Annotated in this window: 19 protein-coding genes and 2 tRNA genes; 11 read left to right on the top strand and 10 right to left on the bottom strand. The window is 59.4% G+C overall.

Going from position 1 to position 20,203, the window contains the following annotated elements:
• Positions 1–43 precede the first annotated feature (43 nt).
• Positions 44–961 (bottom strand): recombination-associated protein RdgC, encoded by a 918-nt coding sequence (gene rdgC, locus V7747_RS00425; protein ID WP_335614097.1) that lies wholly within the window; start codon positions 959–961, stop codon positions 44–46.
• Positions 962–1,153: 192 nt separating this feature from the next.
• Between rdgC and V7747_RS00420 the strand changes: the two genes are divergently transcribed.
• The 3 genes from V7747_RS00420 to V7747_RS00410 all read left to right on the top strand — a co-directional run bounded on the left by V7747_RS00420 (position 1,154) and on the right by V7747_RS00410 (position 2,183).
• Positions 1,154–1,229: transfer RNA gene (locus V7747_RS00420), tRNA-Val, on the top strand.
• A 15-nt stretch (positions 1,230–1,244) separates the two neighbouring features.
• A tRNA-Asp gene (locus V7747_RS00415) sits at positions 1,245–1,321 on the top strand.
• Between the two features lie 163 nt (positions 1,322–1,484).
• Complete coding sequence (locus tag V7747_RS00410) at positions 1,485–2,183, top strand: FKBP-type peptidyl-prolyl cis-trans isomerase (RefSeq protein ID WP_335614096.1); 699 nt, start codon at positions 1,485–1,487, stop codon at positions 2,181–2,183.
• Between the two features lie 288 nt (positions 2,184–2,471).
• Here V7747_RS00410 and V7747_RS00405 read toward each other — a convergent pair whose 3' ends face one another.
• The 3 genes from V7747_RS00405 to V7747_RS00395 all read right to left on the bottom strand — a co-directional run bounded on the left by V7747_RS00405 (position 2,472) and on the right by V7747_RS00395 (position 7,295).
• Positions 2,472–3,206, bottom strand: a complete 735-nt coding sequence (locus V7747_RS00405; protein ID WP_335614095.1) for a substrate-binding periplasmic protein — start codon at positions 3,204–3,206, stop codon at positions 2,472–2,474.
• A gap of 28 nt (positions 3,207–3,234) precedes the next feature.
• Positions 3,235–5,058, bottom strand: coding sequence for an EAL domain-containing protein (locus V7747_RS00400; RefSeq protein WP_335614094.1), 1,824 nt, complete (start codon positions 5,056–5,058; stop codon positions 3,235–3,237).
• A gap of 143 nt (positions 5,059–5,201) precedes the next feature.
• A complete protein-coding gene (locus V7747_RS00395; RefSeq protein WP_335614093.1) occupies positions 5,202–7,295 on the bottom strand; it encodes a carboxy terminal-processing peptidase in 2,094 nt (697 codons plus the stop codon).
• A 98-nt stretch (positions 7,296–7,393) separates the two neighbouring features.
• On the opposite strand from V7747_RS00395, the gene V7747_RS00390 reads away from it, so the two are divergent.
• Positions 7,394–8,347 (top strand): NAD(P)H-quinone oxidoreductase, encoded by a 954-nt coding sequence (locus tag V7747_RS00390; RefSeq protein ID WP_442909160.1) that lies wholly within the window; start codon positions 7,394–7,396, stop codon positions 8,345–8,347.
• Between the two features lie 65 nt (positions 8,348–8,412).
• Here V7747_RS00390 and V7747_RS00385 read toward each other — a convergent pair whose 3' ends face one another.
• From V7747_RS00385 to minC, 5 genes are all read right to left on the bottom strand, one after another.
• Positions 8,413–9,708 carry a M18 family aminopeptidase gene (locus V7747_RS00385; RefSeq protein ID WP_335614092.1) on the bottom strand — a complete coding sequence of 432 codons (1,296 nt, stop codon included), beginning with the start codon at positions 9,706–9,708 and terminating at the stop codon, positions 8,413–8,415.
• 26 nt (positions 9,709–9,734) lie between these two features.
• Positions 9,735–10,370 carry an RluA family pseudouridine synthase gene (locus V7747_RS00380; protein ID WP_335614091.1) on the bottom strand — a complete coding sequence of 212 codons (636 nt, stop codon included), beginning with the start codon at positions 10,368–10,370 and terminating at the stop codon, positions 9,735–9,737.
• Positions 10,371–10,413: 43 nt separating this feature from the next.
• The gene (minE, locus tag V7747_RS00375; protein WP_092288215.1) at positions 10,414–10,671 is read right to left on the bottom strand and encodes a cell division topological specificity factor MinE; all 258 of its coding nucleotides are present in this window, start codon (positions 10,669–10,671) and stop codon (positions 10,414–10,416) included.
• Complete coding sequence (minD, locus tag V7747_RS00370) at positions 10,672–11,481, bottom strand: septum site-determining protein MinD (protein ID WP_092288216.1); 810 nt, start codon at positions 11,479–11,481, stop codon at positions 10,672–10,674.
• Between the two features lie 147 nt (positions 11,482–11,628).
• On the bottom strand, positions 11,629–12,372 hold the full coding sequence (gene minC, locus V7747_RS00365) for a septum site-determining protein MinC (RefSeq protein ID WP_335614090.1): 744 nt from the start codon (positions 12,370–12,372) through the stop codon (positions 11,629–11,631).
• Between the two features lie 108 nt (positions 12,373–12,480).
• On the opposite strand from minC, the gene V7747_RS00360 reads away from it, so the two are divergent.
• Together V7747_RS00360 and V7747_RS00355 are read left to right on the top strand one after the other, a co-directional pair.
• A complete protein-coding gene (locus V7747_RS00360; protein WP_335614089.1) occupies positions 12,481–13,437 on the top strand; it encodes a lipid A biosynthesis lauroyl acyltransferase in 957 nt (318 codons plus the stop codon).
• Positions 13,437–14,648, top strand: coding sequence for a patatin-like phospholipase family protein (locus V7747_RS00355; RefSeq protein ID WP_335614088.1), 1,212 nt, complete (start codon positions 13,437–13,439; stop codon positions 14,646–14,648). The genes V7747_RS00360 and V7747_RS00355 overlap by 1 nt, the downstream gene beginning before the upstream one ends.
• Before the next feature lie 14 nt (positions 14,649–14,662).
• Here V7747_RS00355 and rapA read toward each other — a convergent pair whose 3' ends face one another.
• Positions 14,663–17,503 carry an RNA polymerase-associated protein RapA gene (gene rapA, locus V7747_RS00350; protein ID WP_335614087.1) on the bottom strand — a complete coding sequence of 947 codons (2,841 nt, stop codon included), beginning with the start codon at positions 17,501–17,503 and terminating at the stop codon, positions 14,663–14,665.
• A gap of 247 nt (positions 17,504–17,750) precedes the next feature.
• On the opposite strand from rapA, the gene V7747_RS00345 reads away from it, so the two are divergent.
• The 5 genes from V7747_RS00345 (at position 17,751) to V7747_RS00325 (ending at position 20,185) form a co-directional block, all read left to right on the top strand.
• A complete protein-coding gene (locus tag V7747_RS00345) occupies positions 17,751–18,005 on the top strand; it encodes a hypothetical protein (RefSeq protein WP_335614086.1) in 255 nt (84 codons plus the stop codon).
• 81 nt (positions 18,006–18,086) lie between these two features.
• A complete protein-coding gene (locus V7747_RS00340; RefSeq protein ID WP_335614085.1) occupies positions 18,087–18,269 on the top strand; it encodes a hypothetical protein in 183 nt (60 codons plus the stop codon).
• 116 nt (positions 18,270–18,385) lie between these two features.
• Positions 18,386–18,505, top strand: a complete 120-nt coding sequence (gene ccoM / locus V7747_RS00335) for a cytochrome c oxidase subunit CcoM (protein WP_335614084.1) — start codon at positions 18,386–18,388, stop codon at positions 18,503–18,505.
• A gap of 57 nt (positions 18,506–18,562) precedes the next feature.
• Complete coding sequence (locus V7747_RS00330) at positions 18,563–19,189, top strand: tRNA-uridine aminocarboxypropyltransferase (RefSeq protein WP_335614083.1); 627 nt, start codon at positions 18,563–18,565, stop codon at positions 19,187–19,189.
• A 183-nt stretch (positions 19,190–19,372) separates the two neighbouring features.
• Entirely contained in the window at positions 19,373–20,185 is an 813-nt protein-coding gene (locus tag V7747_RS00325; protein ID WP_335614082.1) for an SDR family oxidoreductase, read from the top strand.
• The last annotated feature ends 18 nt before the right edge of the window (positions 20,186–20,203 follow it).

Genomic DNA, 20,203 nt, shown 5'->3' with positions numbered 1-20,203 from the left:
ATTGTGGATAGCTTTTCGCAGACCGCGCCGGCACTGGTTTTGCTCAGATTCCCTGGGGAATATCTTCACCGCCAAGGGCGTTGGTGAGCGCGGGAATCAGTTCGCTGAGTGTGCTCGACATGATGCTGAAACTGGCATCCAACTGGCTGGCCATGTCGTCTCCGGCGTTGTCGTCGGCTTCGTCACGCAGCAGGTCTTCAAATTTCAGCCGCTTGACGGTGAGCTTGTCGTCCAGGCTAAAGCTCAGCTTCTCCTGCCACTGCAAGGCGAGCTGGCTGACCTGTTTGCCGGCAGAAAGGTGCAATTGGATCTCGTCACTGGCCAGGTCCTGACGTTTGCAGCGTACAACGCCACCGTCTTCACTGGTATCGCGCAGCTCGCACTCATCGCCGATCACCATCTGCTCCGGCGCACTGCTTTCCTTCACCCACTGGGTCATGCACGCCGCGGGCGCCATCTTCACGTTAAGCGGGCGAACGGGCAGGGTGCCGGTACACTCACGCAGCAGGCTGAGCAGATCTTCAGCGCGCTTGTGGCTGGAGCTGTCGACGGCGATCCAGCCTTCGGCCGGGCAGACGCACGCGTAAGTGGTTTGCGTACGGGTAAAGGCGCGCGGCAGCAGGGACATGACGATCTCGTCCTTGAGAGTGTCGCGCTCTTTCTTGTACACCTTGCGGGCGTCGCGGTTTTCGATCTCCTCGACTTTTTCTGCCAGCGCCTCCTTGATCACACTACCGGGCAGTATGCGTTCTTCCTTGCGCATGGCGATGAGCCAATAGCCGTTGCTGGATTCCAGACGATTCTCGGAGTGCCGACCGTAGGGCGTGGTCCAACCCAGGGTGTGGGTTTCCTGGCTGGCGCAAGGGCGCGAGGGTTTCTCTTCCAGCGCCTCCAGCAAATCGGTTTCGCTGAAAGGGATCGGTTGGCTGAAGCGATAGAGCAGGAGATTACGAAACCACATGATGCTGTCCTTCTGTTGTTACCGGGGGCTGATTGGCCCGAGAAAACGAGCAATATTGCCTGAGGCCTTGCGCAACAACCAGTGTTTACGGGGCGGATGAATAAGATATTGAAATAGGCTGATTTTTTTTTGAAAAAGGTATTGCCATAACCGGAAAAGCTGCCTAGAATGCGCCCCACTTCGAGAGCAAACGGGTGATTAGCTCAGCTGGGAGAGCATCTGCCTTACAAGCAGAGGGTCGGCGGTTCGATCCCGTCATCACCCACCACTCGAGGTATATAGCGCAGCGGTAGTTCAGTTGGTTAGAATACCGGCCTGTCACGCCGGGGGTCGCGGGTTCGAGTCCCGTCCGCTGCGCCATTTCCCCCCCAAGATTTCCCCATTATTTTTCCTAATCGTGTAGCAGTTATCACTGCATGATTCTGTCTGTTTGTTTGTCTCTGATCCAGTAGCCTGACCCTCCAAGCCCTGTTAAGCTGATCGCTTTATTCCGCCCAGCTTGGGCCTGTCGATTGAGGTAAGCATGAAGCGTAATCTGCTGGCAGTCAGTGTTGCAGTCGGTGTTCTTGTATTGGCCGGTTGTGAAAAGGAACCAGAACTCACTACCCCCATCCAGCAAGCCTCCTATGGTATTGGTTTGAACATGGGTCAAAGCCTGCTACAGGACGGCCTGGATGACATTGACGCGCAGGCCCTGGCTCTGGGCCTGGAAGATGCCCTGGCGAAAGCTGAGCACCGCGTAGGCGACGAAGAGCTGACAGCGGCGTTCAACACCCTGCAGGAGCGCGCTCAGGAGCGGGCCAAGAGTCTGGCTGACGAAGCCGTCCAGGCTAACAAGAAGTATCTGGAAGAGAACGCTGCCAAAGACGGCGTGACCACTACAGACTCAGGTCTGCAATACGAAGTGTTGAGCGCTGGCGATGCCGACGGCCCGCAGCCGGCAGCAGACGATGTGGTTGTTGTGCATTACGAAGGCAAGCTGGTTGATGGCACCGTCTTCGACAGCTCGGTTGAGCGTGGCGAGCCAGCCGAACTGCCGGTCAATGGCGTCATCCCTGGCTGGATGGAAGCGCTGCAGTTGATGCACGTGGGTGACAAGTGGAAAGTGACGCTGCCAAGCGAGCTGGCATACGGCGAGCGCAGTCCCAGCCCCGTTATCCCGCCGAACTCTATTCTGGTGTTCGAGATGGAGCTGATCTCCATCAACCCGCGTCAGGAATAATCGCGGTAACACGTCCCAACGCCCGAGGCAAGGGCCTCGGGTGCTCAAGTGTTACCCTTATGCACAATTTGCGGTAACACTTTTTGTTTACTTCCCCGTTTTTTTATGATCCGTTGCAGGGTTTGTAACTGGCTGAAAAATATCAATTTTTTCTCTGGTTAAAAACTATCCTCTTTGTCTGGAGGCGCTTTCTTACGGGCGTTTGAGACACTTTTCCTGTTTTTTTGCACAGACTTATCCACAGGAACTGTGGGTAAGCTAGCGTAACCCGCGGCCTTGCTGGATGGGTTAATCGAAGCGCGTCACTATTTCCTGAATCTGTCCGGTATTGATCATCTCATCGATCTGCTGGACGAGTTTCTGGTGGTCTAGTTCGGTGGGGTTAGCCACGGCACACCGTAGAGAAAAATGTTCAACTTCCCACTGGCTGATGTGAAAGGTCGACTGATTCTCTGGCAGTACGTGAGTCACCGCCCGACGCAGGTCGATCACTGCGTCCAAGCGCTCGCGTTCCAGCATTTTCAGGCGCGTTGGCAGGTCGCGGACATCATGGCGCGTCATCGCCTGCTGATCGAATGCTGCGGTGATGGCAGGCGAATAATGGTAGCCCAGAGTGGTGCCGACGATAGCACCTTGCAGTTCGTCCAGTGAGTTTGGTGCCGGTTGTGCCTGGCGGGTGATGACGACGTCGGCATCTTCGTACAGGCTCTGAGTCCAGAGTAGCTGTTCGGGAGCGCTCAGCCAGTCGGGCAGGGTGTTGCAGATGATGTGAATGCGGCCAATGGCGAGGGACTCGTCGATACGGTTATTGGGCGTAGCAATAAAGTGCACCTCGCGCCCTGTGGCGTCCGCCACCGCTTCACCAATGGTACGGGTCAGGCTGGGCTGCAGTTCGTTGCCCTGGAGCTGCACATAAGGTGGTGGATCGGAGGGCGAGTAGCCCCAGAGCAGTGGTTCGCTCAGGCAAGGCAGTGTTATCAGGCTGAGGCTGGCCAAGGCCAGTCGTAAAGTCGTTGGTGTCACAGCAAACCCGTTATCAGTCGCGCTGCTGTTAGCTTAGCCTATTGCCGCATTGGCGGGACTGGCAATGCACTGCGGCCTGCTCTGCAGGACTCCCGCTGTCGATTTGCTCTAGCGTGCCGGCGAGCGCGACGCTGAACCCTCGGGTCTTCTTGGCTTCATGCTTGGCGCGCGAGGCATGCTCTGCCAATAGTGCCGGATCCAGCCCGTGCATGTGCTGACCGCGCAGTTGCAGCACGCCGATCGACAGGTTGAGCAGGTCGTGTTTGCGCCAGTGTCCTTCGCGGTCGGGTGCACTGAAACCTTGGCTTTCGATGTGCTCAGGGCGATACAGACTGTGGCAGAGCCGTTGGAAGCGCTGATCAAGTTGGCTGAGACGCTCCCGCCAATCGTGGCTGCGCATGACCAGCATGAAATCGTCACCACCAATGTGGCCGACAAAGTCCTTTTGCGGGTCGCAGAGCTCGCGTAGCAGCTGGGCCAAGGCGAGCAGCAGCTCATCACCCTTGCCGTAGCCGTATAGGTCGTTGAAGGGCTTGAAGTTGTCCAGATCTACGTAGCAGAGCTGGGCCTCCAGTTTCTGCTCCAGCAGACGCTCAAGGCATTGCTGAATGGGGATATTGCCCGGCAGTAGGGTTAGCGGATTGGCGTGTCTGGCCTGCTGCAGCTTGAGTTCGGTGATTTGCCGTAATACGTCGATGCCGCGGCCGAGACCCTGATAAATGCCCTGATCGATGATGATGAAGTCATCCTCCAAACGCTGCCGTGCGCGACTGGTCAACAGCCGACTAACGCGCTGCAGACTCTGACGTATATCGACCAGCAAACAATCGGCGTCCATCAGCTTGCGGATCGGCTTGCGGCTATAGATCTCCTGCGCGAACGGCTTGAGCATGGTCTGACTCAGCGCATGCCGCCGGATAGCCCCGATAGGGCGCTGGTGGTCATCGAGAATGGCCAGCGTATTGAGCGTTGGCTGCTGTTGAAAACAATCGAGTACTTTCTGTACTGCGGTACTTTCATGTATCCCGGGGATCGGCAGTAGCAGGCTGTGGATGGGGGCGTCATCGTTGCCACCGGCGCGGTGCTGGTTCAGGCGTTGGGCGAGCTGCTCGGGGTTTACGTCAGGAATATTGGCCGGGCGCCCTAGCCAGTAGCCTTGCACCCAGTCGATGCCAATTTCCTCCAGCACTGCCAGTTCTTCGGCCTGCTCTATACCTTCGGCAATCACCTGGGCGCGTGAGGCTTTGGCCATCTGCAGGATGGAGCTGACGAACTCGCGCTTGATGGGGTCCTGATGGATGCCGTCAACGAAGTGGCGATCAATTTTCACGTATTCCGGTTGCAGTTCGGACCAGAGTCGCAGGCTTGAGTAACCGGCACCCAGATCATCCAGGGCGATGGAAAAGCCCATGTCACGATAATGATGCAGCGCGGTCTGCAGCAGGCAGACATCGTCGATCGGCGCCTGTTCAGTCAGCTCGATGACGACGCGATCGGGTGTTAGTCCGCTGGACTCTAGCAAGGCGAGCGTGCCGCCGGAATAGTGCTGTTGCTCAAGCAGGCTTTCAGGGGAAATATTGAGGAACAGTTTGCCCGGTAGGCTCAAGGCGCAAAAGCGGCTGATGGCGCGGCTGCGGCAGAGCATTTCCAGCTCGGTAAGCATGCCGTGATGGCGGGCGGCGGCAAAGAGTGTCAGGGGTGAGTGCAGGGGGCTGTCGGACGGACCACGGCTCAATGCCTCAAAGCCGATAACCCGTTGCTCCAGGCTGGAGACGATCGGCTGGAACAGGGTAGAAACCGCACCGCGGTTGAGAATGTTGAGCAGCGCTTGGCGTTGTTCGGAAACGGTCATTGGTGATCCCAGGCGATGGATTGTTGCCGTCCTGGCAGCCCGCGATGCGCTGATGGGGCACACTGGCGGGCAGTTGTCCTGACCGGGGCAGTGTGCCATCAGTAAATGACACAACAGTGACAGCGAAGGCTGTCAGGGAGAGTTCAGTCCGCTTTGGCGACCTGATGTTCCAGCTGCAGCAGGTCGACCAGGATCTGCCCGGTTTCCACCAGGAAGGCGTCCGGTTCCTTGTCTGCGTCGTTGCTGTTCAACGCAACCTCATCCGCCGGGTCTTCTTTTTCCAGCGAGGCCAGTGGCTCCTCACCCTTGGCTTCGCGGCGAGTATTCTCCATTACCAGCAGACGCGACTCGTAGTCATTCAACTGCTGCTTGCGCTTGGCCTCGTTCAGCGGCAGGGTCTCACGGCCCTTTATCTCATCATCCAGGCCCAGACGCGCCAAGGTATAGATGAAGTCGGGGTCATTGGCGGCGCGCGCCTCGTGACTCTTCTGCAGCTGTGAGACAAAGGGTTTGAGCTGCTGACTGCTGTTGTAGCGGGCTGGCGGGATAGTGTCCCAGGGCATCGCGTGGGGCAGGGCGCTCTCACCAATTTCCTTGCTGTCGAGCAGTGACGGATAGCTGATGTCCGGCACTACGCCGCGGTGCTGGGTGCTCTGGCCGGAGACGCGGTAGAACTTGGCCAGGGTCAATTTCAGTTCGCCGTGATTGAGCGGCTGAATCGACTGTACCGTGCCCTTGCCAAAGGTCGGCTCCCCGATCACCAAGGCGCGGCCATAGTCCTGCATGGCGCCAGCGAAAATCTCTGAGGCCGATGCTGATAGTCGGTTGACCAGCACGGCCAGGGGACCGTTATAGGTGACGCCAGACTCAGGGTCGTCAAGTACCTGTACGTCACCCTCGGTGTTGCGAACCAGTACTGTGGGGCCCTGATCGATAAACAGGCCGGTCAGTTCGGTGGCTTCCTGCAGCGAGCCGCCGCCGTTGTCGCGCAGATCGAGTACCACGCCATCGACCTTCTGCTTTTCCAGCTCTTCCAGCAGGCGGCGGACGTCGCGGGTGGTGCTGCGGTAATCGGGATCGCCCTGACGGTAGGCCTTGAAGTCGAGATAGAAACCCGGCAGGTCGATTACGCCGATGCGGTAATCGTGACCCTGGTTTTTAAGATCGATGATCCGCGATTTGGCGGCTTGATCCTCAAGCTTGATGGCCTCTCGGGTGAGGTTGACCACCTTGCTGCTCATGTCGCCCGGAGGGTTGCTGGCCGGAATGACTTCCAGGCGCACGTTGGAGCCCTTCGGGCCGCGGATCAGCTTGACCACTTCATCCAGTCGCCAGCCAATTACGTCAACCATTTCATCTTCGGCCTGGGCAACGCCTACGATGCGGTCAGCGGCAGCGAGCTGTTGGCTACGCTGAGCCGGACCGGCCGGCACCAGACGCATGATTTTGGTGTACTCGTTATCGCTTTGCAGAACCGCGCCGATGCCCTCGAGCGAGAGGCTCATATTGATGTCGAAGTTCTCAGCATTTTCCGGAGACAGATACTGGGTATGCGGATCGTAGACCTGCGCCAAGGCGTTGATGTAATTCTGGAAGATGTCTTCCGAACGGGTTTGGCTGACGCGAATTTGCTGGCCCTTGTAGCGTTTGATCAGTTGGTTCTGGATGTCGTCAAGGCTCTTGCCTGACAGCTTCAGGCGCAGCACTTCATCTTTCAGCTGGGCACGCCACAGCTGATGCAGGGCGTCGTCGTTCTTCGCCCAGGCGGCGTCTTCACGGTCTACCAGGATGTCCTGATCGGACGAAAAGTCGAGGTCGGACAACTGGTTCTGCAACAGCTCAAGCGAAAACTCCAAGCGCTGTTCCAGGCGCTGCAGCTGGCGTTTGTGCATTGCAAAGCCAACACTCAGATCACCACTGAGCAGCAGGTCGTCCATGCGCAGACGGTTCTCCGCAAAACTGTCGATGTCTTGCTGGGTAAACAGGCTACGCTGCTCATCCAAGTGTTTCAGGTAGGTGTCATACACTTGGGCTGAAAGGGCGTCATCAAGCCGGGTACGATTATAGTGATGGCGACGCAGCAACTCGACCGTGTTCAGGCTGGCAACCACCTGATCTCGTGTGGGCTGCAGCTGATCAAGGTCAAGCGGGACTGCCTTGTCTGCGGCAAAGGTAGTGGCACTGAAGGTCATCAGAGCTATCAGGCAAGACTGGCGCAGAGTGTTGGAACCTTTCATCTGGGGTATCGTATCCGGAGAGAGTATGCTTTATAGAGGTTGTGCGGGGCACTGAGTTCCCGCCTGTATTCACCTATTGAATGAACTATGGAGGCAGCGTGAGAGGATTGCAAGCCGAGGGCGGAGCACTGGTTTGGCAGCAGCAGACATCGGAAAAGCTGGTGCCGGGTCAGGTTCGCGTCAAGGTTATGGCCGCGGGATTGAACCGCGCCGACCTGTTGCAGAAGGCCGGTATGTATCCGCCACCCGCAGGTGTTACCAGCGTGCTGGGGTTGGAATGTGCGGGTGAAGTCATTGAAGTCGCCGAAGGCACCCGTTGGCAAGTTGGCGATCGTGTATGCGCGCTGCTGGCCGGTGGCGGCATGGCGGAGGAGGTGGTCGTTGACGAACGTCATCTGCTCTCGGTGCCGCCCAACCTGAGTTGGGCGGAAGCTGGCGCGATTCCGGAAGTGTTCAGTACGGCTTGGCTAAATATTTTCGAGCTGGCCAACGCGCGGCCCGGTGAGAAGGTGTTGATTCACGCGGGCGCCAGTGGTGTGGGCACGGCTGCCATTCAGTTGTGCAAGGCACAGGGTAATCCCTGCTGGGTGACGGTGGGCAGCCAGGACAAACTCGATGCCTGCGTCGCGCTGGGCGCAGAAGGTGGCGCACTGCGTCAGGGTGGAATCGCTGCCTTGCAGAGTGAAGGTCCCTTTGATGTGGTGCTTGACCCGGTGGGCGCCAACTACGCAGCAGATCACCTTGATCTGTTGGCTGTTGATGGCCGCTGGGTGCTGATCGGTCTGATGGGTGGTCGCGAGGCCAAGCTCGACTTGGCCAAGATGCTGGTCAAGCGTACGCGTCTGATTGGCTCTACCCTGCGAACCCGCGATGCTGATTTCAAGGCGACCCTGCTGGCAGATATGGAGCAGCGTCTGATGCCCTTGTTTGCCAAGGGTGAACTCAAACCGCTCGTGGCTAAAACCTTCAGCTTTGAGGATGCCTCTGCGGCCTTCGATGAGTTGGCCAGCGATCAGGTCATCGGCAAGGTCATACTGCTGCGCGAAGTCTGATCTGGAAAGAGAAACCCCGCCGTGCTCCCAGAGCACGGCGGGGTTTTTTGTTGCCGCCAGGTCCGCTAGATAAGCTGCGCGCTGTTAAAGAAGTAGCGCAGTACCTCGGCCAGGTACCCTGGATCGCGGCTGCCCGCCAGTTCGCGGATTGAGTGCATGGCAAAGGTCGGTACGCCAATGTCCACGGTGCGCACGCCCAGGCGACTGGCGGTGATCGGGCCGATGGTGCTACCGCACCCCATGTCACTGCGCACCACAAAGCTTTGTACCGGAACCTTGGCCGCAGTGCACAGCTCACGGAAGAAAGCGGCGGTTTCGCTGTTGGTGGCATAGCGCTGGTTAGCGTTGATCTTGATCACGGGCCCGGCATTGAGCTTAGGGCCATGATTTTCGTCGTGCCTTGCCGCGTAATTGGGATGCACGGCGTGTGCATTGTCCGCCGACACCAGTAGCGAGCGCTGAATGACCTGCACGCGCTGGGCGGCGTCGGGTATCAGGCGGCAGAGCACATCCTCCAGAAACGGCCCGTCGGCTCCACAACATGAGCTGGAGCCTATCTCTTCATGATCGGTGCAAACCAGCAGGCAGGCTTGCTCTCTCTCAGCGTTGAGCAGTGCGGTCAACCCGACGTGGCAGGACAGCAGGTTGTCCAGACGGGCAGCGCTGAAGAAGTCGTTGTCCAGGCCTATGGTGGCAGGTGGCTGGGTATCGTAGAAACTCAGCTCGTAATCCAGTACGGCGGCATCGGCGCAATCAGGGTGTTCGCGTTTGAGTTGCTCGGCCAGCAGGCCACGTAGATCACGGGCTGGGTCCAGGCTATGCGCCAGTACTGGCGGCAGGTCCGTCTGAGCGTTAATCGGCTGACCGTCGTTGACGCCGCGGTTGAGGTGAATCGCCAGACTCGGTATGACCGCGATCGGACGCTTGAAGTCGATCAGGCGGCTGGAGATACGTCCTGCGTTATCCCGAAAGCTGACGCGGCCCGCCAGCGACAGGTCGCGGTCAAACCAGGGCGCGAGCAGGGCGCCGCCGTAGACCTCGACACCCAGTTGCCAGAGGCCCTGCTGGTTCAGCTCTGGCTGTGGCTTAACCCGCAGGCAGGGGCTGTCGGTATGTGCGCCTACCAGACGGATACCGCGCTGAAAGGCGTCGGCACCGCCCAGTTGAAAAGCAATCAATGAGGAGCCATTGCGCGTCACCAGGTACTTGCCGCCTAGCTCGAGTTGCCAGTCGTTGCGTTCATCCAGTGCGGTGTAGCCAGCGTCCAGAAGACGCTGGCGCAGGCTGGCGGTCGCGTGGAAGGGCGTGGGTGACTGGCTGATGAAGTCGGCCAGGTCCTGATTCAAGGCGGTGTTCGACATGCCGGACTCCTGAAGGGCAGGTTGATTCAAAAGGGGCTGGGACACTCGAAGGCCAGGCGTTCGCCACTTTCCGGGTGGCTGATGACCAGTCGCGCTGCGTGCAGTGCCAGACGCGGGCAAGCCTGCAACGGCTGCTCATGGGCGTACAGACGGTCGCCCAGTAGTGGATGGCCAATGGCAAGCATGTGCACACGCAATTGATGCGAACGTCCGGTAATCGGCGTCAGCTCGACGCGGCAGTAATCCTGGTGTCGCTCGGTTATCCGCCAGAAAGTCTGCGCGTGCTTGCCCAGCTCATGATCGACGATATGTCTCGGCTTGTTGGGTGGATCATAACGCAGGGGCAGGTCGATGTGGCCGGAATCCGTTGTCGGTTGCCCCCAGCACAGCGCGATATAGGTCTTCTCGGTCTCGCGATCATGAAACTGGCGTGACAGTTCGCGATGAGCGTCGGGGTTGCGGGCAATCACCAGCAGGCCGGAGGTTTCCCAGTCAAGGCGGTGCACTATGCGCGCCTCGGGGTAGCCGTTGTCTTGCAGGCGGGTGATCAGGCAATCCTTGTTATCGTCAGCGCGGCCCGGTACGGAGAGCAGCAGGGTTGGCTTGTTGACGATCAGAAAAGCGGGATCCTGGTGCAGGATGCCGATGTCGGTCAGGGGCATGGTGGTTCCGCTGCGCCACCCGATGCCGGGTGGCGCATAGTCTTCAGGGGCGTTCCGGCAGGGTAATGTTCAGCTCGAGAATGGAGCAGTCATCCTGATTATCGAGCGCCACATGCACCTGCTCGCGATCAATCTGCACGTACTTGCTGATCACGTCGATGATTTCCTGCTGCAGCTGTGGCAGGTAATCAGGCTGGTTACGCTGGCCACGTTCGTGGGCGACTATGATCTGCAGGCGCTCTTTGGCGATAGAAGCCGTCGCCGGCTTCTTGCGGTCGCGAAAGTAGTCGAAGATGCTCATTTAGCGACCTCCGAACAGGCGCTGCAGCAGCCCCTTCTTCTGCAGTTCGAGGAAGCGGTGTGGCATGTCCTTACCCAGCAGGCGCTCTACGGCATCGGCGTAGGCCTGACCCGCGTCGCTCTTGTCATCCATGATGACCGGTACGCCTTGGTTTGAGGCCTTCAATACCGCCTGGGACTCCGGGATAACGCCCAGCAGCGGGATCGACAGGATGTCTTCGACGTCGCTGACCGACAGCATCTCGCCGTTTTCAACCCGCTCGGGGTTGTAGCGGGTCAGCAGCAGGTGCTCCTTGATCTTCTCGCCACCTTCGGCGCGCTTGGATTTGCTCGCCAGCAGACCCAGCATGCGGTCGGAGTCACGTACCGAGGAGACCTCGGGGTTGGTGACCACGACGGCTTCATCGGCAAAGTACATGGCTAGATGGGCGCCTTTCTCGATACCGGCAGGCGAATCGCAGACGATATAGTCGAAAGTCTCCTTCAGCTCGTTCAGCACACGTTCGACGCCTTCGGGTGTCAGTGCGTCTTTATCGCGGGTTTGCGAGGCCGGCAGGATAAACAGGTTGTCGGAGCGCTTGTCCTTGATCAGGGTCTGATTCAGGTTCGAATCCCCGTTGATCAGATTGACGAAGTCATACACCACGCGCCGCTCGCAGCCCATGATCAGGTCCAGGTTGCGCAGCCCTACGTCGAAGTCGACGATGACTGTCTTGAAGCCGCGCAGTGCCAAACCGGTACCGATGGCGGCGCTGGTGGTGGTTTTGCCCACCCCGCCTTTGCCTGATGTGACGACGATGATCTTTGCCAAAATGACCTTCCTGTCGAATTTCTCTAATGGTGGAGTGCGGCGCTGAAAATGCTGCGTGCACCGCGAAAAAATGCTGTCTTGGCGGAGCCCAGATGTTGGCCGTAAGCCACGTTTGGCGGGCGCCCCCGAATGGCTGAACAGTATCTGTTAAAGGCTGGTGATCTTCAAGCTGTCACCGGCCAAAGTGATATGTACTGCCTGTTTCCAGTGCTGTTCCTTGCGCAGATCTTCTGCGACCTTGTACTGTCCGGCGATAGACACCAGTTCGGCCTCAAGGTTCTGACAGAAGATACGCGCCTCGGTATTGCCCTGCACCCCGGCAAGGGCGCGACCGCGCAGCGGGCCATAGACATGAATATGACCGTCAGCCAGCAGCTCGGCGCCAGCGCTGACGGGCGCCATTACGACAAGATCGCCGCCGCGGGCGTAGACTTGCTGGCCTGAGCGGACCGGTTCGGTAATCAATTTGCCACCGCTGAGCACCGGTTGAGGGGCTTCAGTTGGCGCTGGCTTGGGCGCCGGCGCTGGTGTCTCGATCACTTTTTCGCGTTGACGCCCAACCGGAATCAGAACCATGCCCGCGCTTTGTGCCAGCGGGCGGAAATCTTCGCCGCCGCGCAGTGCGACTGGTTGCAGCCCGTGCTGTCGGCAGGTGGCTAGCAGGGCTTTAAGGGCAGCGCCATCGATTTTGTCAGCCAGTTTGTCGAGCGCGATTACGACCGGCGTATCAACAAAAAAGTTGGGCGCTTGCTCGACCTTTTCGGCCAGTTGCCGCGCAAAATGGTCATGCGACAGGCGCGCCAGTTCGACAACCGTCATGGTCAGCATGCCGCCCTTGAGGTGAAATACCGGGTCGTTGTCGAGCAGGTCCAAAGTGGTGTCAGCAGTCATGATCTTTCCGTTTCGCAATAATGGGCACACTTATATAGATTGACTACGCTGATCGCAAGCCGTGTGCGGCTTGGTTAGAATGTGGTTTTTGCGCAAATGGACATCTCAATGGATCACGCGGTTTTTACCCGAGCCTTATTGCACCCTCGTTACTGGTTATTGTGGCTGGGTCTTGGGCTGTTGTGGCTGGTTGTGCAACTGCCGTATCCGCTGTTACTGGGATTGGGCCGCATCCTTGGGAAACTGATGTACTGGTTAATGGCAGAGCGCCGTGAGGTGGCGCGGGTCAATCTGGCGTTGTGTTTCCCGCAAATGAACGAACTGCAGCGCGAGCAGCTCCTGCGCGAAAATTTTGCCTCCAACGGCATCGCCCTGTTCGAGATGGCCATGGCTTGGTGGTGGCCCAAGCGCCGCTTGGCGAAGCTGGCGCATATAGAAGGTATCGAGCACCTGCAGAGTGCGGCGGCCAAGGGGCAGGGCGTAGTACTGATGTCGCTGCATTTCACCACCCTGGAAATTGGTGCGGCCTTGCTGGGGCAGGTGGTTACCATCGACGGTATGTACCGCGAGCACCGCAACGCTGCCTTTGATTATGTGCAGCGCCACGGGCGCGAGCGCCATAACCGCGATGCCAAGGCGGTGGAGCGTGAAGACGTACGGAGTATGATGCGCTCGCTGCGCAGCGGCCGGGCAATCTGGTATGCGCCAGACCAGGACTACGGGCGCAAGGCCAGCGTGTTTGTTCCGCTGTTTGGCGTAGAGGCAGCGACCGTGACGGCCACCAGTACCTTTGCGCGGCTTGGTAAGGCGCAGGTAGTACCCTTTACCCAGCGTCGCCTGCCGAATGCACAGGGCTATCAGTTGATCGTTCATCCACCGCTGCAGGATTTCCCTGGTGGGGATGATACCGCCGACGCGCTGCGCATCAATCAATGGGTAGAGCAGGCGATTGCCGAGCAGCCCGAGCAGTACATGTGGGTGCATCGACGTTTCAAGACGCGCCCGGAAGGTGTGGCGCGACCCTACGCCAAGCGCGGCCGGCGTCGTCGCCGCAGCCGTCGCTGATGCACATGCAGCGACCCAGCGACTGTACCGGCCTGATTCTCTCCGGTGGCGGCGCGCGAGCAGCCTATCAAGTTGGCGTGCTGTCAGTGATTGCCGAGTTACTGCCGGAAGGGGCGAGCAATCCTTTTCCGGTTATCTGTGGCACTTCCGCGGGCGCGATCAATGCAGTGGCGCTGGCCAGCCACGCGCGCGACTTCGGGGTAGGGGTGGCGCGGCTGCAGGAGGTTTGGTCATCCTTTCGCTGCGAACAGGTCTATCGCAGCGATTGGTTTGGTGTCACCGCGCAGGCGTGGCGTTGGGCCAAGGCCAATCTTTTCGGTATGCCAAGCAAGCAGCCGACCGCGCTGCTTGATAATGCGCCTTTGCGCGAGCTGCTGGAGCACACGCTCAAGTTCGGTCAGATTGACGACAGCTTGAGGGGCGGCGTGCTTAGGGCTGTGTCGGTTAGTGCTTTCGGTTATCAATCGGCTGACTCGGTCAACTTTTATCAGGGGCAGGAGCGTATCTCCCCCTGGGCGAGGCATCGTCGAGTTGGCGTGCAAACACGCTTGGGGCTGGAACACCTGATGGCCTCTTCCGCTATTCCGCTGGTTTTCCCCCCGGTGTTACTGAACCGCGAGTGGTTTGGCGACGGCGCTGTGCGGCAACAGGCGCCGATCAGTCCGGCGCTGCACCTGGGCGCCAACCGGGTGCTGGTGATCGGCGTGTCCGACAACCTGTCGAATCAGCCGGCCGGAGGCCGCCGTGGCCCGCGGCTGCGCGCCGCCTTGCCGCCGACACTGGCACAGATTGGCGGTCATCTGCTGAGCAGTACCTTTGTCGATAATCTCGAAGCCGATGTCGAGTTGTTGGAGAGAATGAACCGCCTAGCCGGGTATTTGCCGACCGGATCGCGGCATTCTGGCAAAGGCGTGCGGCAGGTGGAGGTTCAGATTATTTCGCCCAGCGAGCCACTGAACCTGATTGCTGCGCGGCACCGCAAGGCGATGCCGCGCAGTCTGCGCGCGTTCCTGCGGGGAAGTGGGGCAACGCGAGCTTCGGGCGGCAGTGTGCTCAGCTACCTGCTGTTTGAAGCGGAATATTGTCAGGAGTTGATTGCGCTGGGGCGTCGCGACGCCTTGGCCAAGGCCGATTCTCTGCAGCGCTTTCTCGGGTTGGTTTGTCCGCTGCAGGAGCCGGCCGAAGCCGACTCCCACGCCGGGGGGGCTTGAATCGCGAGGGGATGTTAGCCAACTACCAGCACACGGATGGCATCCAGCCGCAGTTTTGCCTGCTGCAGTACGTGGTTGCCCTGCTCGTACTGGCGCTCCAGCGCACTGATTTCATCCTCACGCACCAGTGGGTTCACCGCCTGCAATGCCTTCAGCCGCTGGATTTCCTCATCCAGTTCGCGGCTGAAACGGGTGCGTGCTTCCTGCACCAGTTGTTCATGCTGCCCTTGAGCGGCGGCTTCGGCATGTTTAAGCAGATTTTCCACCGGCTCGCGTTGGGTCTTGGCGATCTTCGTGGCCAATTGGCGCGGCAGTGACTCCACTTGCGCATCCAGGGTGTCGAAGCTGACCTTGGCGGCCAGATCGTTGCCGTTGGTATCCAGCAGGCAGCGAATCGGCGTAGGTGGCAGGTAGCGTTGCAGTTGCAGGGCACGCGGGGCGATGGCCTCGCAGACGTAGATGCACTCCAGCAGCATGGTGCCGGGTTTTAGTGCCTTGTTCTTGAGTAGGCCCACCGAGCTGTTGCCCATGCTGCCGGATAACACCAGATCCATGCCGCCCTGCAGCATGGGATGCTCCCAGGTGAGGAACTGCATGTCTTCCCGGGTCAGTGCCGTCTCGCGGTCGTAGGTGATGGTCACGCCTTCGTCATCGCCCAATGGGAAGCCGGCGTCCAGCATGCGCTCGCCGGGGCGCAGCACCAACGCGTTGTCGGAGTGGTCGTCGCTATCGATACCGAAGACGTCAAACAGCCGCTCCATATAAATCGGCAGCTGAAAGTCGTTGTCCTGCTGCTCGATGGCTTCAATCATCTGCTCGGAATCCTGGTGACCGCGCGAATGCAGTTCCAGCAGGCGGTCGCGGCCGTTGTGCAGCTCCTGTTCGGTGGCCAGGCGTTGGTTGCGTGCGGTTTCCAGCAGCGCTTCCCAGGCGTTGGTGTCCGGATGATCCAGTTGCTGCAGCAAGGCGCCGCCGAACTGGTGTTGCAGCGCGTTGCCGGCGGGGCAGGTAGTCTGGAAGGCGTTGAGTGCCAGGTGGTACCACTCGAACAGGCGCTGCTGAGCGGTGTCTTCCAGGTAGGGCACGTGCAGTTGAATGGTTTCACGCTGGCCGATGCGATCCAGACGGCCAATGCGCTGTTCGAGCAGGTCGGGGTGACTCGGCAGGTCAAACATCACCAGATGATGCGCGAACTGGAAGTTACGGCCTTCGCTGCCTATCTCCGAGCAGATCATCACCTGGGCACCAAACTCCTCGTCGGCGAAGAAAGCGGCGGCGCGGTCCCGCTCGATGATGCTCATGCCTTCATGGAATACCGTAGCGGGTACGCCGCTGCGCACGCGCAGGGCGTCTTCCAGATCAAGTGCGGTTTCGGCGTGGGCGCAGATTACCAGTACCTTACTGCGCTTGAGCAGTTTCAGGGTATCGATCAGCCACTCTACGCGCGGATCTTCCAGCCACCATAGGGTGTCGGCGGCATCAAAATCGGCTTGCAGCGGTTGCTCGGGGTAAAGCGCAACGCGGCCTTCCAGGTCCTGATAAAGCGCAGGGCAGGGCAGGGGATAGGCGTGTAGCTGACGCTCGGGAAAGCCCGAGATGGCAGCGCGGGTGTTGCGATACAGCACGCGACCGGTGCCGTGCCGATCAAGCAGTTGACGCACCAGACTGTCGCGCGCCTCGTCCGCTGCGGTACCGGGCTGGCTCAGTGCAGCCAACTGCGCCTCGGCGCCATTGCCCAGCCAGTCGACGATGGCGCTGTGATTGGCGTCGGTCAGTTGGTCGGCTTCCAGCAGGTGCTGTACTGCATCGGCAACCGGCTGATAGCGCTCGGCTTCGGCGATGAACTCAGGCAGGCTGTGGAAACGGTCCGGGTCAAGCAGGCGCAGGCGGGCAAAATGGCTGGCTTGGCCCAGCTGTTCGGGCGTGGCGGTGAGCAGCAGCACGGCGGGGATCTGCCGCGCCAGGCTTTCGACCAGTTGGTACTCGGGGCTGGGTTTGTCTTCGTCCCAGACCAGGTGGTGCGCTTCATCAACTACCAGCATGTCCCAGTCGGTTTGCTGCAGGTAATCGCTGATCTCATCGTTTTCCAACAGGTATTCCAGAGAGATCAGTGCGAGCTGCTCTTCCTCGAACGGATTCTCCTCGGCGCCTTCGCAGCGGTCGGGATTAAACAGGGCAAACTGCAGGTTGAAGCGACGGCGCATTTCTACCAGCCACTGGTGCTGCAGGTTCTCCGGCACCACGATCAGTACCCGGCGAATGCGCCCGGTCTGAATCTGGCGGTGCAGCACCAGGCCGGCTTCGATGGTTTTACCCAGCCCCACCTCGTCAGCCAGCAATACCCGTGGAGCCATGCGATCGGCTACATCGCGGGCGATGTGCAACTGGTGGCCAATCGGCTGGGTACGTACCCCCGCGAGCCCGAGCAGCGGCGAGCGCTGTACACGGCAGAAGTGCCGCAGGCTCTCATGGCGCAGGCTGAACCAGGGCAACGCGTCGATCTGGCTGGCGAACAGGCGGTCGCTGGCCAGGCGGAACTGAATGAAGTTGTCGAGCATGGTTTCTGCGAAGGTCGTCTCGCTGCCATCTTCGCGCAGGCCGGTGTAGACCAGCAGGCCATTCTCTTCACCAACATCGTTGACGGTGATGCTCCAGCCCTCGTGGTGGCTGATGCTGTCGCCGGGGCTGAATCGCACCCGGGTCAGTGGCGCATTGCGTAATGCGTAATGACGAGTCTCGCCGCTGGCGGGATAGAGTACCACCACCAGCCGGTCGTCTTGAGAGAGGACTGTGCCCAGTCCCAGTTCCGATTCGCTGTCACTAACCCAGCGTTGTCCCGGGATAAAACCTGCCATGCCTCTCTCCTGACCGTGCGAAAAAAAGGGCGCACATCTTACCCGATCGGCCCGCCTGCAGAAACCTCGGGTTTTGCCTGCGTCGGGCCTTAATCGGCTTTACATCTGGTCAAAAAACATCCAATTATGTGTTGCGCATCACAATAGTTGCAGTAAAGGCGCGCTCTTTGCAGTCGATACAGTGTAGACAATTTTGCAATAGGGCTGCTGACAGGGTGTCGAAGCGGTTCTCACGAGGCTACTGAATATGCTGATTCCAGGGATTCCCCCAGCAGGGGCACAGCATGACCCGGTCAAATTCAAGCGGCAGGTGGAGCCGACGCGCGAATCGACACCGGTAGATCAAACGACGGCTGCGCCGGTTGAGCGCCGCCAGCGCGACAAGGGGCGCTGGCCGGAGCGCCGGCGTAAGCGTCGACGCTTTACGCGTCAGGAGCAGGCGCCGGAAGAGCGTAATTTTGATCTTCCGGAGAAGGGGTTGCTGGTTGACATAGAAGTCTGATGCGGTGATAGGCTGCGCACATGGATCAACCCATGTGCGCCACCCGCACAGTTGTGAGGCCTCCCGTCAGAGGTGTAATGCATGTCTGATAAATCCGATTCCGCTGTAGTAGTCGATCTCGCCGAAGCTCGACGTGAGCGTATCCACGATATTAACGACGCCAAGCTGGAGGCCATGCGCAGCGCCTTCGCCAAGGCGTTTCCTCTGGCCAACCGCAAGGCCACCAGCCAGAAAAGCAAGAAACGCAAGAAGAAGCCGCGCTGATCTGTCACCGAGGATTGATGGGCCGGCTTGCTGATTGTGGTTTCGTTGATACCGATCAATATTTCCATTGGGGCTTGGCCATAACCTGTGTACATGGATAACGCAGGAGGTGCCCCATGTACATTGATGCAGCGGTGATAGCAGGTTTGATTACAGTTGGCCTGATACTGGCTTTTTTCGGTGGTGTCGGTCTGTTCATCTGGAAAGACATTCAGAAAACCAAGAGCAAGCGCTGAGGCCGGCTGCCATAAGTTGAGGCATAATGAGCGCTCAGTGCACAACCTCGGCTCATTATGTCCAGCTCCAGCCAACCTCTTGTTCGCGCGCGTTGCGAGCGTTGTCTGCGTCCGGCGCAGTATTGTCTGTGTGCGCTGATTCCCAGTATTGTCTGCGAGACCCGGCTGCTTATCGTGCAGCACCCCTCCGAGCAGGGGCATGCCCTGAATACGGCCAGGCTGCTGGCGCTTGGTCTGCCACGGGCTGAACTGCTGGTCGCCGAATCTCTCGCTGATCACCCGCAGTGGATTGCCGTTCTACAAGACCCGGCGTGGCGCACCGAGCTGCTGTTTCCCGGCCCTGACGTGCCACTGCTGAGCGTGCAGCGCCAGGATGCAAGGCCGCGGCGTCTGGTGTTGCTCGATGGTACCTGGCGCAAGGCGCGTAAATTAATGCACCTGAATCCGCTCTTGCAGGCGTTGCCGCGGGTCAGTCTGCCCGATTCGCTGCGTAGTCGTTATCGACTACGCAAGGTACCGCAGCCTGGCGCATTGTCGAGTATTGAGGCAGGCGTCGAGGCGCTGCGCATTCTTGAGCCCGCCTTGCCGGTCGATCAATTGCTTGCGCCTTTCGATGCGTTGATTGAAGCGCAGATCAAAGCCATGGGGCCTGCGCTTTATGCGCGCAACTACCCTGCAAGCTGAGGTGTTTCGCAATGCAGTATGTGGACCATCACGCAGTCGTGTAGTGTGCTTGATTCATGCCGTTTATAACGTGCTTTAACCCCTTCCTGTCCCTTCGCTTGTCGCTAGACTGAGGCCACGAGCCAACAGCTCGCCGTGAACAGAACAACAAAAACAGCGGTATTCGATAGTTAAGGGGTTTTCATGCAATCAACAGGACAACGGGTCGTTATTACCGGCGCCGGCAGTGGGCTGGGACGCGAGCTGGCGCTGCGTTATGCCCGAGAGGGTGCGCGTCTGGCGCTGGCCGATATCAACGACGACGGATTGAAGGAAACTCGTCAACTGGTGGCGGATGCCGGTGGCTGGAGTTTTAGCCAGCGCTGCGATGTACGCGACTTCAGCCAACTGGCGGCGCTGGCGCAGAGCTGCGAGGAGCGTTTTGGCGGCGTGGATGTGTTGATCAACAATGCGGGCGTCGCCTCAGGCGGGATGTTCTGGGACCTGAGTCTGGAAGACTGGGATTTCCAGATTGGCATCAACCTGATCGGCGTGGTCAAAGGATGCAAGGCCTTCATGCCGCTGCTGCTGGCCCAGGGGAGTGGCCGGATCATCAATATTGCGTCTATGGCTGCGCACATCCAGACCCCTGGCATGAGCAACTATAACGTCGCCAAGGCGGGCGTGGTGGCCTTGTCGGAAAGCCTGCTGGCAGAGCTGCAACCCCTGGGCGTCAAGGTCAGTGTGGTTTGCCCTTCGTTCTTTCAAACCAACTTGCTGGCCTCTTACCACGGGCCGGATCACCAATCGAAAAACGACATGGCCAAGTTGCTGGAGAGCTCTCCAATCAGTGCCGCTGACGTTGCGGATATTACCTACCGTGAAAGCGAGGCAGACCGGTTCATGATCCTGCCGCATGAGCGCGGGCGCCTGGCGCTGGAGCAAAAGCGCGCTGATCCGCAGGTCATCTATCAGGAAATGTTCAAGTTGGCCGCGCGCCGGCTTCAGCAGGGCTGAGTCGGCGCCCCGGGCCTG

It is taken from the genome of Halopseudomonas sp., from assembly GCF_036960865.1.
Taxonomy (GTDB): domain Bacteria; phylum Pseudomonadota; class Gammaproteobacteria; order Pseudomonadales; family Pseudomonadaceae; genus Halopseudomonas.
Note: the sequence above shows the minus strand (reverse complement) of the source record. Positions and strands in the feature narration are given on the sequence as shown.